Raw genomic sequence first — 14940 nt, forward strand, 5'->3', positions numbered from 1 at the left:
TCAGCCAGACACGGCGGCGCGGCGCAGGTCGCGGGCGCGGGTGAGGATGATGTCCTCCAGCTTCTGCGTCGTCGCAGCCTGCACCGGCGCCGCGACCCACTGGCCACCCTGATTGACCTGGCGCAGCGCCGCAACGCGCACCGCGTCGGCGCGCAGGTCCTGGTCGAGAATGGAGACCGTGACCTTCATCCGCTCGCCCGGCGTCTGCGGATTGACGTACCAGTCGGTGACGACGACGCCGCCGTTGGAATCGGTCTGGAGCAGCGGCATGAAAGAGATGGTGTCGAGCGTCGCGCGCCACAGATAGGCGTTGACGCCGATTGTCGTCACCCGCGACGCGGCCAGATCGGCCTTGGGACGGTCGCCGCCGCTGCTGCAAGCCGCCAGCGGCAGGAGGAGTAGAGCGGCGCCGAAGAAGGCTGGGGTCGCGGTGCGCAACGGGCGGAACATCGGCAAACTTCCTGTATCGTTGGGCAAGGCTCTACAGGTGCCCCCCGTGCGTCGCAAGCGCACCTGTTTATGCAGCAGCACCGGCCGATTGTGCGCATTTTACCACAGTTGCGGATATTTAGCGCAGCCTTGTGGTGGCGGCGCGACGATCCGCTATATGCCGGGTTGTACAGGGTCGAGTCCGTCAAGGATCGGAAAAACAACAAGGTGACCGCACGGGGCGTCATGTTCGCGATCGCGGCCGGGGTGCTCGTCACCACCGGCATCGCCGTCGCGCCTGCGTCCGGCGCCACCGATCGGGATGCTGCCGCGAGTCGCGCGGTCAAGCGTGGCGTGGCGGCGCGCTCCTCGCTCACCTTCACCCCCGCCGCCGCCGATCCACGGCTTGCCGCGGTGTTCGCGCGCGGCGGCATGGATACCAGCGGGTTCCGTTTCACTCCGGCCGAGACGCGGCGTGACAGCCGCGCCGTGACCGTGGCGGTGCGCGCGCGTACCAACCGTGCCGAAGCGCCGCGGACCGCGGCGGCCGAGGTGGGTGTCGGCCTGGCGCCGATCGCTTACAATCTGGGCGTCGCGGTGGGTTGGCGGCGGTTCGGCATCGCGGGCGACGTCAAGCGGGTCGATATGGCCGGCCAGCCCGGTGGGCGCGAGGCGGCGGACGTGACGGTCACCTATGCGGGCGAGCGCGTCACCGGCCGGGTCAAGGCGGTCGCGGATCGGCCGTTCGCGGCGGTGGCGCCACGGATCGAGGATCAGCGCAGCTACTCGCTCGATGTCGGCGGCTCCTATCGCCTCACCGGCAACCTCGATGTCACCGCGGGTTTGCGCTATCGGACCGAGCGCGACCGGCTGGTGCGGCTCGATGACAACCGCCGCGACAGCCAAGCGGTCTATGTGGGCACCGCGTTCAGGTTCTGAACCGACCGTCCCGCGTGGTTCACGGCATGTTCAATGCCGCGCCGGCAAGGGCCGGAGCATGAAATTGCTGCCACTCCTCCCCGTCGCCGCGCTGATCGCCGCCGCTCCCGTACCCTCCGCGGACATCGCGCAGGTACAGCGCCACCTGCAGGGCTTGTCGACGATGACGTCGGCCTTTTCGCAGACCGACCGCAACGGCAAGGTGCTGACGGGCACGCTGACGCTGAAGCAGCCGGGCCGCATCCGCTTCCAGTATCAGAAGGGCGTTCCGATCCTGCTCGTCGCGGACGGCGGCGCGCTGACCTATATCGACTATTCGGTGAAGCAGGTGCAGCGCTGGCCGGTGAAGAACTCGCCGCTGGGCGTGCTGCTCGATCCCAAGCGCGACATCGGCCGCTACGCGCGCGTGGTGCCGACGGGAGCGGCGCAGGTCGTCTCGGTCGAGGCGAATGATCCCAAGCATCCGGAATATGGCCGCATCACGCTGGTCTTCGCGCGCAATCCGGGTGGCCCGGCTGGGCTGATCCTGCAGGGCTGGGTGGCGCTCGACAGTCAGGGGAACCGCACGACCGTGCGGCTGACCAACCAGCGCTTCGGTGTTGCAGTCGGCGATGACAGCTTCCGCTGGAACGATCCCCGCAGGACCGGCGCGAGACGGTAAATATAAGAATAAGCGCGATTTTCCTGTTTGTTCATGAAGGCGACAGGTTGATCCGCTATGGGGGCCGGGCGGAAGCGGTCGCTCGGGATTTCCCCCCTGTTACCCGGGTCTCGATCGCTTCCCGCCTGCGTGACGAACGCTAGGTCGGCCCTCGCTCCATGCCCCCGGAGCGGGGGCCTTTCGCTTTTTGCGGCCTGTGGCACCCTGCCACAGGACTCGGAGAGAAGCGCGGCATCTGGGCCCCGGCTTTCGCCGGGGAGGGTGTTAGATGACGCGGAGCGCCTAACCTCCTAGAAGCCGGTCCCGTGAAGATCGTCTCCTGGAACATCAACTCCGTCCGCTTCCGGATCGACATCGTCCAACGCTTCCTGCGCGAGGCCGACCCCGACATCCTGTGCCTGCAGGAGACCAAGGTGATCGACGCCGACTTTCCGGCCGATGCCTTCCGGTCGCTCGGCTACGGCCATGTGCTGATCCACGGCCAGCGGATGCACCACGGCGTCGCGATCATCAGCCGGGTGCCGATTGCCGAGGATGACCGGCTTGACTGGCAGGCCAACCGCGAGGCGCGGCACATCGGTGTCCGCCTGCCGCCTTCTGCCCAATTTCCTGGCGGCGTGCGACTGGAGAACGTCTATGTTCCCGCCGGCGGCGACGTGCCCGACCGCGAGGTGAATCCCAAGTTCGGCCAGAAGCTCGATTTCGTCGAGCGGATGACGCGCTGGTCGGAAAGTCTGGCGTGCCCGACGCTGCTGATGGGGGATTTCAACATCGCGCCGCTCCCGGAGGACGTGTGGAGCCACAAGCAGCTGCTCGGCGTCGTCAGCCATACCCCGATCGAGGTCGCGGCGCTGGAGCGGCTGCGGCTGTCGAACAGCTGGGTCGATCTCGGCCGCCACTTCCACCCCGCGCCGGCGCGGCTGCATACCTGGTGGAGCTATCGGGCGCGGGAGTGGTCGCTGTCGGATCGCGGCCGGCGGCTGGATCATCAATGGGCGACAGCGGACGTGGCGGCGAGTGCGGTCGCGCATCGGGTCTTCGAGGACTGTCGCGGCTGGCTGAAGCCGTCGGACCATGTGCCGATCATGACCGAGTTTGCCTGGTGACCGATCCGCGCGGTGCGGCGCGCGCGATCGACGCCTTGCGCCGGGGCTGGCCGGTGTGCGTCGAGGGCACGACGATGCTGGCGGTGGAGACGGCGGATCCGGCGCGGCTGGCGGCGTTCGATCCGGACGCGCGGGCAGCGGTGCTGATCTCCGCCGGCAGGGCGGCGACGCTGAAGCTCGCCAATCAGCTCGCGGCCGCGGACCCCGAGCACCCCGTGCTGGTGGAGCGCGCGCCCTGGCTCGACCTGTCCGGTGCGATCGCGCTGGCGGACCCGCAGTTCGACCTGGCGACCCCGCTCAAGGGGCCGTTTCGCACGATCCCGCCGCCGCGGGGTGCGGCCACCGCCCTGCGGCTGGCGCGAGTGGCGGGGCTGCTGCCGGCATTCTTCGTCGGCGGCGTCGGCGCGGAGGCGAGCGTGACGGCCGCGGACCTCGACGCGCATGTCGACCCTGCCGCGCTGGTGCTCGCCACCCGGGCGCGGCTGCCGGTGGCGGGCGCGGAGCAGGCGGAGATCGTCGCCTTCCGCGCGCCCGATTCGACCGATGAGCATGTCGCGCTGCTGATCGGCCAGCCCGGTGGCCAGCTGCCACTGGTGCGTCTGCACAGCGAGTGCCTGACCGGCGACGTGCTCGGCTCGCTCAAATGCGACTGCGGGCCGCAGCTGGACCATGCCATCGCCCGCATCGCGGCGGAGGGCTGGGGGGTGCTGCTGTACCTGCGTCAGGAGGGGCGCGGGATCGGGCTGGTCAACAAGCTGCGCGCCTATCGGCTGCAGGATCAGGGGTTCGATACCGTGGACGCCAACACCCGCCTTGGCTTTGCGGTGGACGCGCGCGACTTCGGCGTCGCGGCGCGCATGCTGCTGCTGCTGGGGCAGCAACGGGTGCGACTACTGACCAACAACCCGGCCAAGGTGGCAGGGCTGGAGGCGGCCGGCGTCGAGGTGGCGGAGCGTGTGTCGCATCACCTGCCGCCCAACCCGCACAACGCGCGGTATATGGCGACCAAGCGCGACCGGACCGGGCATCAGCTTTAGCCGAGCAGCGCCGCCACCTCGTCGAAGCTATGCGCGATGGCCTGAGCACCCAATGCGCGAAGCCGGCCGGCATGGTCGATGCCGCAATGCGTGCCCGCGCACAGGCCGATGACATACCCGCCGGACGCCACCGCGCCGGTGGCGCCGACCGGTGAGTCCTCGATGATCGCGCAGTCCTTGATGTCTACGCCGAGGGCGGCCGCGCCGAGAAGATAAAGGTCGGGCGCCGGCTTGCCGCGTTCGACATGCTCGCGGCCGGAATAAAGGTGGTCACCGAACGCGTCCGCCAACCCGATATGGCGCAGGTGCCGGCGGATCCAGGCGGTGGAGCTGGAGGACACCACCGCCTTCGGCAATGACGGCAGCAGCGCCCGCACGAACGCCACCGCGCCTGCGACCGCGTCGATGCCGTCGCGCATTACGCGTTCGTCCTCGGCGCGGCGGGCATCGTGGAAACTCTCCGGCAACGGGCCGCCGATGTAGCGTTCGAGTGCTGCATGGAAGTCCGCCCCGGCAAGACCCATGAACCGCGCCATCGACTCCTCGGGCGTGGTCGGGTGTCCGTTCGCGGTCAGCCACGCGGCGATCTGACTGTTGCCGAGATATTCGCTCTCGATCAGCACACCGTCAAAATCGAAGAGCAACGCGGCGAACCTCACGCGCCCTCCCGCTTTCTGGCGCCGAACAGCGCAGATCCGACCCGGATATGCGTCCCACCCAGCATCGCGGCGGTCTCGAAATCGTCGGACATGCCCATGCTGAGCCCGGCAAGGCCATGATCGCGCGCCAGCTTGGCGAGCAGCGCGAAATAAGGGGCCGCCTCGACGCCCGCGGGCGGCAGGCACATCAGACCGGCGATCGGCAGTTCCGCAGCCGCCTTCAGGAGCGCGGGCAGCGCCGCGACCGCGCAACCGCCTTTCTGCGGCTCGTCGCCGATATTGACCTGGACGAAGCAGGCGGGGCGGCGGCCGAGCTTGTCCATCGCCCGCGCCAGCGCGCCGACCAGCGAGGGCCGGTCGACGGTGTGGATGGCGTCGGCGAACGCCACCGCCTCTTCCGCTTTGTTCGACTGAAGCTGGCCGATCAGGTGCAGTTCCGCATCGGGATAGCGTTCGCGCAAGGCCGGCCACTTCGCGGCGGCCTCGTGCACGCGGTTCTCCCCGAACCGGCGGTGGCCGGCGGCGAGCAGCGGCGCGATCGCGTCCGCGGTCTGGGTCTTGGAGGCGGCGATCAGCTGTATCGCGTCGGACTTCCGCCCGGCCAGCGCGGCGGCGCGGGCGAGGCGGTCCTGGATGTCGGCGAGAGCGGGGACGGGGGGCATCCGCGCCGCTATAGCCGCCCTGTGCGCACCCGCTACCCTTTGCTCTGGCTGATGACCGACGAGCGGCTGGGTGAAGGATTGTGGGGCGCGCTGCGGCGCCTGCCGCCGGGTAGCGGCGTGGTGTTCCGGCACTACTCGTTGCCGCCACGCGCGCGCGCGCGGCTGTTCGTGGCAGTGCGTCGGCGCGCGCGGGCGCGAGGGTGCGTGGTGCTGAGTGCCGGCGGGCTGCTGCCGGGCGCGGATGGGGTGCATGGGCGGGGGCTGGGCAGAGGCTTGCGGAGCTGGCCCGCGCATGATCGGCGGGAGGCGATCGCGGGGGTACGCGCCGGGGCGGGGTTGCTGTTCGTCTCGCCGGTGTTCGCGACGCGGTCGCATCCAGAGGCCGACGGGGTGGGACCAGCGCGCGCGGGACGTGTTGCGCGGGGATTGAGAATAAAGGTGGTCGCGCTGGGGGGGATGGATGCGCAGCGGTTTCGTGGGATGCGCGCGCGGGGGTTCGATGGGTGGGCTGGGATCGACGCTTGGGTCTAGTAGAGGGGCGCGGCAAAGCCGCGCCATGACGTCGCACGAGTTCGGCTCCGCCGCCTCGCCGGCCGAGCTGTCGATCAAGGCACTGATTAGCGTCGCTAATCAGCGACGACAGCTGGAGCGGGCGAAGGGATTCGAACCCTCGACCCCAACCTTGGCAAGGTTGTGCTCTACCCCTGAGCTACGCCCGCTCTGGCGCCGAGCCCGGCTGCTGTGCGCGCCGGGCGGGTGGAGGCGCGGCCACTAGCAGCGGTGCGCCCGGCCCGCAAGCCCCGCGACCTGGACCAGGCGGGACTTCCATTGCGGCTGCGGCGCTCCGATATAGCGGGTCGACAAAGGAGCCCGGACTTGGCCAGCACGCTCGGTATGACCCCCGCCCAGAAGGAGGCGGTCGAACACTTCCGCCGCGACGTCGTCGAGCCGTCGATGACGAACCTGGTCATAATCGACTTCTGGGCGGAATGGTGCGGGCCTTGCAAGGCGCTGACGCCGCTGCTGGAAAAGGTCGCCGCCGCTTACGCCGATAAGGGCGTGGTGCTGGCCAAGATCGATACCGACAAGAACCAGTTCATCGCCGCGCAATTCCAGATCAAGTCGATCCCGACGGTCTATGCGATGTTCCAGGGTCAGCTCGTCGCCGACCTGACGCCCGCGCGGACCGAATCGCAGCTGCGCACGACGCTCGACCAGCTGCTCCGTCAGCTGCCGATCAAGTCCGATGCCGCCGATGCCGCCGCCGAGCTCGAGCCGCTGATCGCGATGGGCGAGGAGGTGCTGGCGGAGGGCGATGCCGAACGCGCGCTGTCGATCTTCGCGCAGCTGTCCGAAATGGCGCCCGATCACCCGCAGGTCGCGTCCGGGCTGGTACGGGCCCTGATCGCATCCGGGCAGATGGAGGAGGCGCAGGCGGTGCTCGATGCCCTGCCCGAGGAGGCTGCCAAGGCACCGGAGGTCGAGCGCGCCCGCGCGGCGCTGGCGCTCGCGCAGTCCGCGCCTCCGGTTGACGACCTTGCGCCGCTGGTCGCAGCGGTCAACGCGAATCCGGACGACATGCAAGCGCGCTTCGAGCTCGCCAACGCGCAGATGGCGGCGGGCGATCGCGATGCGGCGGCGGACGGCTTCCTGCACATCGTCGCGGCCGACAAGGCATGGAACGAGGGCGCGGCGCGGCAGCAATTGCTCAAACTGTTCGAGGTGGTCGGGCTGATGGACCCCTGGGTGTCGCAGCAGCGCCGCCGCTTGTCCGCGGTGCTGTTCGGATGACGGTCGAGCAAACCAAGCTGACGCGGTTGTCGATCTTTCCGTTGCCCGGCGCATTGCTGTTCCCGGGCATGCACCTGCCGCTCCACATCTTCGAGCCCCGTTATCGGGCGCTGGTCGGCGACGCGATCGCGCGCGACCGGCGGATCGGCATGATCCAGCCGCGTCCGATCCACACCGCCGACCCCGAACGGCCGCCGCTGTTCGACCTTGGCTGCGTCGGCAGGATCGCCGATGTCGAGGCGCTGGACGACGGCCGCTACAATCTGGTGCTGCAGGGCGTGGCGCTGTTCCGCGTGGTGCGCGAACTCGATGTCGCCACCGCGTTCCGCCAGGTCGAGGCCGAGCTGCTGCCTGTGGCCGGCGATCAGTCGCTGTCGATCGCGCGCCGGTCATCGCTGGAGACCGAATCGCGCGCGTTCGCGGATGCACAGGGCTATGCGGTCGACTGGGACCAGGTCGGGCGGCTCGACGACGAGAGCCTCGTCAACGGCATCGCCCAGATCGCGCCGTTCGATGCGGCTGCCAAGCAGGCGCTGCTCGAGGCGCCCGACCTGGAAGGCCGCGCCGAGCTGATCATCCAGCTGCTGCAGTTCTTCGGCCGCCATGGCGGCGAGGAGCGGGTGACGCTCCAGTGAGGGTTGCTGGGTGATCGACCCCTGGCTGCTGTCCAAGCTGGTCTGCCCGCTGACCCGTCAGCCGCTGCGCTATGATGAGGCCGTGCAGGAGCTGATCTCCGACGCCGCCGGTCTCGCCTATCCGGTGCGCGATGGAATTCCGGTGATGTTGATCGAAGAAGCGCGGCGGCTCTAGACCGTCACGCCTTCGAGCAGCTTGGGCAGCGCGCCGGCTTCGCCGCGCGCTTCCGCCATGAAGCGGTCCTTCAACGGCGGGATCGCATTGACCGCCGAGATGCCGAACCGCCGTACCGCGCTGGCGGTACGGCCGGGGATGCCGAACATGCGTGTCAGGCTGTCGGTCGCGAAGGCGACCGCGAAGGTGTCGAGCCCGCGCCAGCGTTCGTAGCGCGCCAGCAGCTGCGCGTCGCCGAGATCGAGTCCCAGGCGCTTGCCTTCGACCAGCACCTCGCAGAGTGCTGCGACGTCGCGGAAGCCGAGATTGAGCCCCTGGCCCGCAATCGGGTGGATGCCGTGCGCCGCGTCGCCGACCAGCGCCAGGCGCTCCGCGGTGACCCGCGCGGCATGGTGGAAGCCGAGCGGATAGGTCGCGCGCGGGCTGGCGCCCGACAGCGCGCCGAGCAGCCCGCCCATCCGCTTCTCCGCCTCGTGCAGGAAGGCGCGGTCGGACAGCTTGAGCATCGCCGGTCCGGCGTCGGCGTCGACCGTCCAGACGATGGCGGAGCGATGGCCCCCCGCATCATCGAGCAGCGGCAGCAGCGCAAACGGGCCGGCGGGGTAGAAGATTTCAAAGGCGACATTGCCGTGGCCGCGCTCGTGGTGAAAGGCGCCCACGACCGCGGCATGGTCATAGCGCCACCGCGCGGTACGGATGCCGGCGGCTTCGCGGGTGGGCGAATTGCGGCCTTCCGCGGCGATCAGCAGCGCCGCGCGTACGACGCTGCCGTCGCTTAACGTCGCGATCACGCCGGCGGCACCGCGCACCACCTCGACCGCGCGCGTCTTCATGCGTAGGTGGATGCCGACGGTGTCGCCGACGGCGTCGTGCAGCACGCGACGCAGCAGCTTGTTCTCGTACATGACGCCGAGCGCGCCATCTCCCGCGTCTGGCTGGAAATCGAGTGCGCCCGGCCGCAAGCCGTCGCTCACCCGGATCGCCGCGATAGGGCAGCCCTGCCCCGCCAGCCGCTCGCCCAGGCCGATCGCGTCGAGCATCCGGCCGCTCGCGCTCGCCACCGCTGAGGCCCGGCCGTCGAAGCCTGCCGCGAGCGTCACCTCAGGATCGGCGGGGTCGATGACGGTGGCGCTGACCCCATGCTTGGCCAGCGCCAGCGCCAGCGTCGCGCCGACCAAGCCGCCGCCCAGAATGATCACGTCAGTGTCCATCTGCTTACCCTACGCCTGCGGACGCGTGCTGCCAATCGCGGCCCGCCTTGACGTCGGACTCGCAGAAGAGGATGATTCCGCCCGGATTTGTGGGGGTAGGTGTGATGGCGAGCCGGGCGGAGCCGGTATTGTGGCGCGAGACGGTGCGCGCGGGCGCGGTGCGCAGCGGCGCTCTGGCCGGCGCGGTGGTGCTGTTCGCGCTCACGCTGCTGATGCTGCTCGCGTTGGCGAGCTTCGACGGCCGCGACGCCGCGCTCAGCACCGCGTCCGGCGCGACTCCGCGCAACCTGGTCGGCGCGCCGGGCGCCTGGTTCGCCGATCTGGCGTTGCTGCTGCTCGGGCCGGCGGTCGTGCTGCTGCTGCCGATCCCTGCGACGGTGGCGCTGCGCTGGTGGCGCGACCTGCCCGCCGGACCCTGGGTGCGGACGCTGCGCAACGCCGGCGTCGGTGTGGTGCTGATGGCGACCGCGTTCGCGTTCGTATCGGGCGCGTCGGTCCTGAAGCTGCCGGGCGGCTGGGGCGGCACGGTGGGGCTGTTGCTCGCCAATGGCGTCCGCGCGCTCCTCGATCTGGCGGGTGACCCTATGGTGACGCTGTGGGGCGCGCGCGCCGCCGGGCTGGCGGCCGGCGTGGCGGGCATGGTGGTGTGGGCCAAGGCGCTCGAGATCGAATGGTCGCAATGGCGCTGGCGGCGGACGCCGCGCGCTCCACAGGCCGTCGTGGCCGCGGAGGAGCCACTGACTCTCACCCGCAAGCCGGTCGAGCCGCGTCCGGTGGCGGAGCCCGATCAGCGGCCCGCGCCCGTCATCGCCGACCGCGCGGTCGCGCCCTCGGTTGCCCCGCCCAAGCCAAAGCAGACGCAGCTCGACCTCGGCCACAGCTACAAGCTGCCGACGCTCGATTATCTCACGCCCGCTCCGCCGACCCCCAAGGGGCAGATCGACAAGGCGTCGCTGGAGCGCAATGCCCGGCTGCTCGAGAGCGTACTCGACGACTTCAAGGTCAAGGGCCGGATCACCGAAGTGCGCCCGGGCCCGGTGGTGACCATGTACGAGCTCGAACCCGAATCGGGGATCAAGGCCAGCCGGGTCATCGCCCTAGCCGACGATATCGCACGCAACATGAGCGCGGTGTCGGCGCGCGTCGCCACCATCCCCGGCCGCACGGTGATCGGCATCGAGCTGCCCAATGCCAAGCGCGAGGCGGTAGCGCTGCACGAGCTGGTGTCGTCGCAGAGCTTCGAGGACCAGCAGGCGCAGCTGCCGCTGATCCTGGGCAAGAACATCGCCGGCGATCCTGTCATCACCGATCTCGCGCCGATGCCGCATCTGCTCGTCGCCGGCACCACTGGCTCGGGCAAGTCGGTGGGGCTCAACTGCATGATCCTGTCGCTGCTCTACCGGCTCACGCCCGACCAATGCCGGATGATCATGATCGATCCCAAGATGCTCGAGCTGAGCATGTACGACGACATCCCCCATCTGCTGTCGCCCGTCGTCACCGACCCCGCCAAGGCGGTGCGCGCGCTGAAATGGGCGGTGGAGCAGATGGAGGACCGCTATCGGCAGATGTCGTCGGTCGGCGTCCGCAGCCTCGCCGGCTTCAACGACAAGGTCCGCGCGGCAAAGGCGAAGGGGCAGCGGCTCGGGCGCCGGGTGCAGACCGGCTACGACCCCGACACCGGCGCGCCGATGTACGAGGAAGAGCAGCTCGACTACGACGTCCTGCCGCAGATCGTGGTGATCGTCGACGAGCTCGCCGACCTGATGATGACCGCGGGCAAGGAAGTCGAGTTCCTGATCCAGCGCCTCGCGCAAAAGGCGCGCGCGGCCGGCATTCACCTCATCATGGCGACGCAGCGGCCTTCGGTCGACGTCATCACCGGCGTCATCAAGGCGAACCTGCCGACGCGGATCTCCTTCCACGTCACCTCCAAGATCGATTCACGCACAATCCTGGGCGAACAGGGCGCCGAACAGCTGCTTGGCCGCGGCGACATGCTCTACATGCCCGGCGGCAAGGGCATCGTCCGCGTCCATGGGCCCTTCGTCAGCGATGACGAGGTCCGCGCGGTCGCCGATCATTGGCGGAGCCAGGGACGGCCGGACTATATCAGCTCCGTCACCGAGGAGCCGGAGGACGGCTTCACGCTCGAAGGGACGCCGACCGGCGAGGACACCGCCGAGGACCAGCAATATCGCGCAGCGATCCAGCTCGTCTGCGAATCGCGCAAAGCCTCAACCAGCTGGCTGCAGCGCCAGCTCCGCATCGGCTACAACTCCGCCGCGCGATTGATCGAGCGGATGGAAAAGGACGGCATAGTCGGCCGGCCCGACCATGTCGGTCGCCGCGAAGTGCTGCGCGACGCGGAGGGGCACGCGATTTGATTTGGCTCAGAGGTCGAAGCTGAACTCGAAACTGCCGTCCTCTTCGAAAACGAGCCGCCCGCGCGAGGCCAGGTCCATGCCGAGCAGCACCTGAAAATTGTCGTTGTCCTGGAACGGCGGCGCTACGAACTCGTCGGCGAGGACGTAGAGCGTCCTGTCTGTGGGTCCGGACGTGCAGAACAGCCCAAGCGAGTAGCCATAAGCCTTTCGACGTTCGGGATACGAGGTAGCACTCGAGACCAACACCTTGCCTCGCGGCGGCAGCCCCAATTGCTGGATAAGCTCGGCCGTGAGGCAGGTGCGTGTTGCACTTTTATCGATCAGGGCTTTGCAGGAGACCCGCTCCCGAAGCGAGCCATAAGAGGCTATGCTGACGTCGATCAGCGGCTGGAGGTGTTCAAGCGAGCCGCGGATGAATTCAATGACTGTAGAAGCCCAGGTCAACAGGGCGGTCGGTCACCTCCTGTACGGAGTAGAAGCCATCGCCGAAGCCACTGCGCCCTGCCGCCAAGGCCAGCGACGTCGTGTCGTAGAGGTCGATCACATTAGCGTGGCGCAGCAGTGCGTGCTTACCACATTGGGTAGGCAGCAGGTCGGGAAGCGCTTCGACAAACGCATCGTAGTTGCGGTCAATCTCGTCGTCCAAACTCGACGTGATGCTGCTCCGGCCGCACATATGGTGCCGAACGATCGGTCTTCGTACCAGCATCGGCTGCGCTGAATCCGCCTAGCCGTGCATTGTCTGAGTCGGGCCGCTATGCCAGTTGCGGCTGCCGTGGTGACAGATACGGCGCGAGGTGAACGATGGCCATGATCCGCGTCGGCATCGGCGGCTGGACGTACGAGCCGTGGCGCGACAATTTCTATCCCGCGAAGTGGCCGCACAAGCGCGAGCTGGAATATGCCAGCCGTCAGCTCAGCGCGATCGAGATCAACGGCACCTTCTATTCCAGCTTCAAGCCCGCAAGTTGGGCGAACTGGCGCGACACGGTGCCGGACGGCTTCGTCTTTGCGGTCAAGGGCTCCCGCTACTGCGTCACTCGCAAGGTGCTGGCGGAGGCGAGCGAGTCGGTACAGCGGTTTGTGGGCCAGGGATTGACCGAACTCGGCGACAAGCTGGGACCGATCCTGTGGCAGTTCGCGCCGACGCGGCGCTTTGATCCGGACGACCTCGGCGCGTTTCTGGCGCTGTTGCCGCGCGTGCAGGACGGAGTGCCGCTGCGCCATGCGGTGCAGGCGCGGCATGAGAGCTTCGGCTGTGCCGCGTTCGTCGAGCTGGCGCGGACCGCGGGCGTGACGATCGTCTATGCCGACTCCGAAAAATACGGCGCTGTGGCCGACGTGACGGGCGAGTTCGTCTATGCGCGGCTCGAGCAGGCCGAGGAGGCGAATCCTGACGGCTACCCCGCGCAAGCACTCGACCGCTGGGCGGATACGGCGCGACGCTGGGCGGCAGGCGAGCAACCCGAGGGGCTGCCCTATGTCGCCGCTGCGCCGCCGCCGCGAACCCCGCGCGAAACCTTCATATTCTTCATCAATGGCGCCAAGGCGCGCGCACCCGCCGGGGCACAGGCGTTGATCGCCCGGCTCAGGGGATGACGGCGCCGATCCCGGGTGCGGGCGGCGGCGCTGGCGAAGCGAGCGCGGCGGCCTCCAGCACATCGAGCGCCTGGCGCGCGAGCACATAGCGTCGCGCCGCGGCGAGCCAGTTGGCGGCTTCCTCGGCACCGGGGAGTTCCGCCACCTCCGCGCGCGCGGCCTCGACCTGATCGGCCTGCAACAGCCGTTTCGCGCGCGCGAGGTGATCGGCGGGCAAGGGCGAAGGCGTGCCGGCGCGACGCAGCACCACCAGGGTCGCCAGTTCGCGGCGGAGGCTGTCGAGCCAACCCTGCCGCACGCCTGCCGCGGCATTGGCGCCGATCACATCCAGCCCTTGGCGCAGATCCTCCAGCGTGACGGGTTCGCGCGCCGCCTGGCGGACGATGGCGACCGCGCGCGGCTGACTCGGCCCGAACCGCGCCAGCAGCTGCGTCTCGAGCGCGCCGAGCGCCAGGCCGCGGTCGAGCATCCGGCGCGCGGCGACGGCGATCAACAGCCCCTCTGCCCGGGTCGCCTGACCCGCCGCACCCTCGGCGCTGGCACTGAGCGAGGCGGAACGCGCCTCCAGCGCCGCCAACTGGCCGGACAATACCGCCTGGCGCGCGCTGAGCGACACGGCGTCGGCCGGGGGCGGGGTGGCGACCGGCTGGGCTGCGACTGGCTGGGCCAAGGCCGGGATCTCGGCTGCATCCATGCGCGCGTTCTGGCGGCGTACCAGCACGACGGCGAGCGCCAGCCCGACCAGAAACGCGATCGCGACCAGCACCGAGACGACGCCGATACGAAGGCCCTTGGGACCGGCGGGCGTACCATGGGCCGACGCGGGTGGGGGGAGGGACCGGTCGTCGCTCATGCCGGCTGCTTATCCGCGCGCGGTCGAGGCTGGTCAATCAACTCCCGCGCCAATGCGGTCAGCGCGCCATCGTCGGGCTCGGTCGCGGCGATGCGGCGCGCCCAGCCGCCGCCGGCCGCGGTGGCGACGGCGGGGCTGATCGCGGCGATGTCGACCGTCGAACGATCCACACCCTGGCTGTCGATCAGCGCGGCGAACCGGCGCGCCGCGCGGGGGGAGTGGAGCAGCGCGACGTGCTCCGACCAGCCGCGCACCGTGGCTGCGTCGATGGGTGCCGGATCGCTGGCATAGACCGTCAACTGTCGTACGTCGGGCAGCTCCACTCGCTCGCGCCCGGCGAGGTGGAGGAGCCTGCCAAAGCCGGCGGATCGAGCTTGGGCGAGCAAGGCCGCGACATCGCGATCACCGACCATCGCGGCCTCCAGCCCGACCCTTCGCGCCGCCGCCGCCGTGGCTTCGCCGACCGTCAGCACGGGAAGGTTCTGCAAGGTAGCCAGCGAGGGCCCGGCGAGGCGCGGGGCGTTGGCGCTGGTCAGGAGCAGCGCATCGAAATCCTCGGGGGCAGGGGGCTGCCAAGCGACCGGGGCGATGGTGAAGAGCGGCTGGACCTCGGCAGTGACGCCGAGCGCGCGCAGCCGCGCCGCCGTCCGGTCCGCGCCGGGTTGTGGGCGCAGCACGAGCGCGCGCCGGTTCACCCGGCGGACCGCCGGCGCGCCGACTCCGGCGCCGGCGCGAGCGGCTCGATCAGCAGTATCTTGCGGGTCGAACCGGGTGTGCCGCGTCTGAACCGTTCCAC

The 14940-nt window shown here is 69.5% G+C and carries 18 protein-coding genes and 1 tRNA gene; 10 read left to right on the forward strand and 9 right to left on the reverse strand.

Going from position 1 to position 14940, the window contains the following annotated elements:
* A complete protein-coding gene (locus tag VFQ64_RS13300; protein WP_325103820.1) occupies window positions 1-450 on the reverse strand; it encodes a DUF3576 domain-containing protein in 450 nt (149 codons plus the stop codon).
* A gap of 207 nt (window positions 451-657) precedes the next feature.
* Between VFQ64_RS13300 and VFQ64_RS13305 the strand changes: the two genes are divergently transcribed.
* The 4 genes from VFQ64_RS13305 (at window position 658) to ribA (ending at window position 4172) form a co-directional block, all read left to right on the forward strand.
* Entirely contained in the window at window positions 658-1368 is a 711-nt protein-coding gene (locus VFQ64_RS13305; protein WP_325103821.1) for a hypothetical protein, read from the forward strand.
* Between the two features lie 58 nt (window positions 1369-1426).
* On the forward strand, window positions 1427-2029 hold the full coding sequence (locus VFQ64_RS13310) for an outer membrane lipoprotein carrier protein LolA (protein WP_325103822.1): 603 nt from the start codon (window positions 1427-1429) through the stop codon (window positions 2027-2029).
* Between the two features lie 305 nt (window positions 2030-2334).
* Complete coding sequence (locus VFQ64_RS13315) at window positions 2335-3135, forward strand: exodeoxyribonuclease III (protein WP_325103823.1); 801 nt, start codon at window positions 2335-2337, stop codon at window positions 3133-3135.
* The gene (gene ribA / locus VFQ64_RS13320; RefSeq protein WP_325103824.1) at window positions 3132-4172 is read left to right on the forward strand and encodes a GTP cyclohydrolase II; all 1041 of its coding nucleotides are present in this window, start codon (window positions 3132-3134) and stop codon (window positions 4170-4172) included. The genes VFQ64_RS13315 and ribA overlap by 4 nt, the downstream gene beginning before the upstream one ends.
* Here the strand turns inward: ribA and VFQ64_RS13325 are convergent.
* Window positions 4169-4831: an HAD family phosphatase gene (locus tag VFQ64_RS13325; protein WP_325103825.1), complete on the reverse strand. Its 663-nt coding sequence runs from the start codon at window positions 4829-4831 to the stop codon at window positions 4169-4171. The genes ribA and VFQ64_RS13325 overlap by 4 nt on opposite strands.
* The gene (locus VFQ64_RS13330; RefSeq protein ID WP_325103826.1) at window positions 4828-5493 is read right to left on the reverse strand and encodes a YggS family pyridoxal phosphate-dependent enzyme; all 666 of its coding nucleotides are present in this window, start codon (window positions 5491-5493) and stop codon (window positions 4828-4830) included. Before VFQ64_RS13330 ends, VFQ64_RS13325 begins: the two co-directional genes overlap by 4 nt.
* 21 nt (window positions 5494-5514) lie before the next feature.
* On the opposite strand from VFQ64_RS13330, the gene VFQ64_RS13335 reads away from it, so the two are divergent.
* Complete coding sequence (locus VFQ64_RS13335; RefSeq protein ID WP_325103827.1) at window positions 5515-6024, forward strand: thiamine phosphate synthase; 510 nt, start codon at window positions 5515-5517, stop codon at window positions 6022-6024.
* Window positions 6025-6137: 113 nt separating this feature from the next.
* On the opposite strand, the gene VFQ64_RS13340 is transcribed toward VFQ64_RS13335, so the two are convergent.
* Window positions 6138-6212: transfer RNA gene (locus VFQ64_RS13340), tRNA-Gly, on the reverse strand.
* Window positions 6213-6387: 175 nt separating this feature from the next.
* Here VFQ64_RS13340 and VFQ64_RS13345 point away from each other — a divergent pair.
* From VFQ64_RS13345 to VFQ64_RS13355, 3 genes are read left to right on the forward strand one after another with little or no spacing between them, the layout of a single operon-like run.
* On the forward strand, window positions 6388-7284 hold the full coding sequence (locus VFQ64_RS13345; RefSeq protein WP_325103860.1) for a tetratricopeptide repeat protein: 897 nt from the start codon (window positions 6388-6390) through the stop codon (window positions 7282-7284).
* Window positions 7281-7919 (forward strand): LON peptidase substrate-binding domain-containing protein, encoded by a 639-nt coding sequence (locus VFQ64_RS13350; RefSeq protein WP_325103828.1) that lies wholly within the window; start codon window positions 7281-7283, stop codon window positions 7917-7919. Before VFQ64_RS13345 ends, VFQ64_RS13350 begins: the two co-directional genes overlap by 4 nt.
* A gap of 10 nt (window positions 7920-7929) precedes the next feature.
* Window positions 7930-8094, forward strand: coding sequence for a Trm112 family protein (locus VFQ64_RS13355; protein WP_325103829.1), 165 nt, complete (start codon window positions 7930-7932; stop codon window positions 8092-8094).
* Here the strand turns inward: VFQ64_RS13355 and VFQ64_RS13360 are convergent.
* Window positions 8091-9305 carry a UbiH/UbiF/VisC/COQ6 family ubiquinone biosynthesis hydroxylase gene (locus tag VFQ64_RS13360; protein ID WP_325103830.1) on the reverse strand — a complete coding sequence of 405 codons (1215 nt, stop codon included), beginning with the start codon at window positions 9303-9305 and terminating at the stop codon, window positions 8091-8093. The two genes, VFQ64_RS13355 and VFQ64_RS13360, sit on opposite strands and share 4 nt — an antisense overlap.
* Window positions 9306-9409: 104 nt before the next feature.
* Between VFQ64_RS13360 and VFQ64_RS13365 the strand changes: the two genes are divergently transcribed.
* Window positions 9410-11692: an FtsK/SpoIIIE family DNA translocase gene (locus VFQ64_RS13365; RefSeq protein WP_325103831.1), complete on the forward strand. Its 2283-nt coding sequence runs from the start codon at window positions 9410-9412 to the stop codon at window positions 11690-11692.
* Between the two features lie 6 nt (window positions 11693-11698).
* Here VFQ64_RS13365 and VFQ64_RS13370 read toward each other — a convergent pair whose 3' ends face one another.
* Both VFQ64_RS13370 and VFQ64_RS13375 read right to left on the reverse strand, forming a co-directional pair.
* Window positions 11699-12136 carry a hypothetical protein gene (locus VFQ64_RS13370; protein WP_325103832.1) on the reverse strand — a complete coding sequence of 146 codons (438 nt, stop codon included), beginning with the start codon at window positions 12134-12136 and terminating at the stop codon, window positions 11699-11701.
* A complete protein-coding gene (locus VFQ64_RS13375; protein ID WP_325103833.1) occupies window positions 12111-12338 on the reverse strand; it encodes a hypothetical protein in 228 nt (75 codons plus the stop codon). Before VFQ64_RS13375 ends, VFQ64_RS13370 begins: the two co-directional genes overlap by 26 nt.
* Before the next feature lie 158 nt (window positions 12339-12496).
* Between VFQ64_RS13375 and VFQ64_RS13380 the strand changes: the two genes are divergently transcribed.
* Window positions 12497-13291, forward strand: a complete 795-nt coding sequence (locus VFQ64_RS13380) for a DUF72 domain-containing protein (RefSeq protein WP_325103834.1) — start codon at window positions 12497-12499, stop codon at window positions 13289-13291.
* Here the strand turns inward: VFQ64_RS13380 and VFQ64_RS13385 are convergent.
* Both VFQ64_RS13385 and VFQ64_RS13390 read right to left on the reverse strand, forming a co-directional pair.
* Entirely contained in the window at window positions 13281-14144 is an 864-nt protein-coding gene (locus VFQ64_RS13385) for a hypothetical protein (protein WP_325103835.1), read from the reverse strand. The genes VFQ64_RS13380 and VFQ64_RS13385 overlap by 11 nt on opposite strands.
* A complete protein-coding gene (locus VFQ64_RS13390) occupies window positions 14141-14821 on the reverse strand; it encodes a uroporphyrinogen-III synthase (RefSeq protein WP_325103836.1) in 681 nt (226 codons plus the stop codon). The genes VFQ64_RS13385 and VFQ64_RS13390 overlap by 4 nt, the downstream gene beginning before the upstream one ends.
* Between the last annotated feature and the right edge of the window lie 119 nt (window positions 14822-14940).

The organism is Sphingomonas sp., assembly GCF_035714405.1.
Lineage (GTDB): Bacteria > Pseudomonadota > Alphaproteobacteria > Sphingomonadales > Sphingomonadaceae > Sphingomonas.

What these genes read in the sequence shown, in the direction of transcription:
- VFQ64_RS13360 (WP_325103830.1), bottom strand. Translation starts at nt 9,305, where the DNA reads ATGGACACTGACGTGATCATTCTGGGCGGCGGCTTGGTCGGCGCGACG.
- VFQ64_RS13300 (WP_325103820.1), bottom strand. Translation starts at nt 450, where the DNA reads ATGTTCCGCCCGTTGCGCACCGCGACCCCAGCCTTCTTCGGCGCCGCT.
- VFQ64_RS13380 (WP_325103834.1), top strand. Translation starts at nt 12,497, where the DNA reads ATGGCCATGATCCGCGTCGGCATCGGCGGCTGGACGTACGAGCCGTGG.
- VFQ64_RS13350 (WP_325103828.1), top strand. Translation starts at nt 7,281, where the DNA reads ATGACGGTCGAGCAAACCAAGCTGACGCGGTTGTCGATCTTTCCGTTG.
- VFQ64_RS13345 (WP_325103860.1), top strand. Translation starts at nt 6,388, where the DNA reads ATGACCCCCGCCCAGAAGGAGGCGGTCGAACACTTCCGCCGCGACGTC.
- VFQ64_RS13365 (WP_325103831.1), top strand. Translation starts at nt 9,410, where the DNA reads ATGGCGAGCCGGGCGGAGCCGGTATTGTGGCGCGAGACGGTGCGCGCG.
- VFQ64_RS13330 (WP_325103826.1), bottom strand. Translation starts at nt 5,493, where the DNA reads ATGCCCCCCGTCCCCGCTCTCGCCGACATCCAGGACCGCCTCGCCCGC.
- VFQ64_RS13385 (WP_325103835.1), bottom strand. Translation starts at nt 14,144, where the DNA reads ATGAGCGACGACCGGTCCCTCCCCCCACCCGCGTCGGCCCATGGTACG.
- VFQ64_RS13310 (WP_325103822.1), top strand. Translation starts at nt 1,427, where the DNA reads ATGAAATTGCTGCCACTCCTCCCCGTCGCCGCGCTGATCGCCGCCGCT.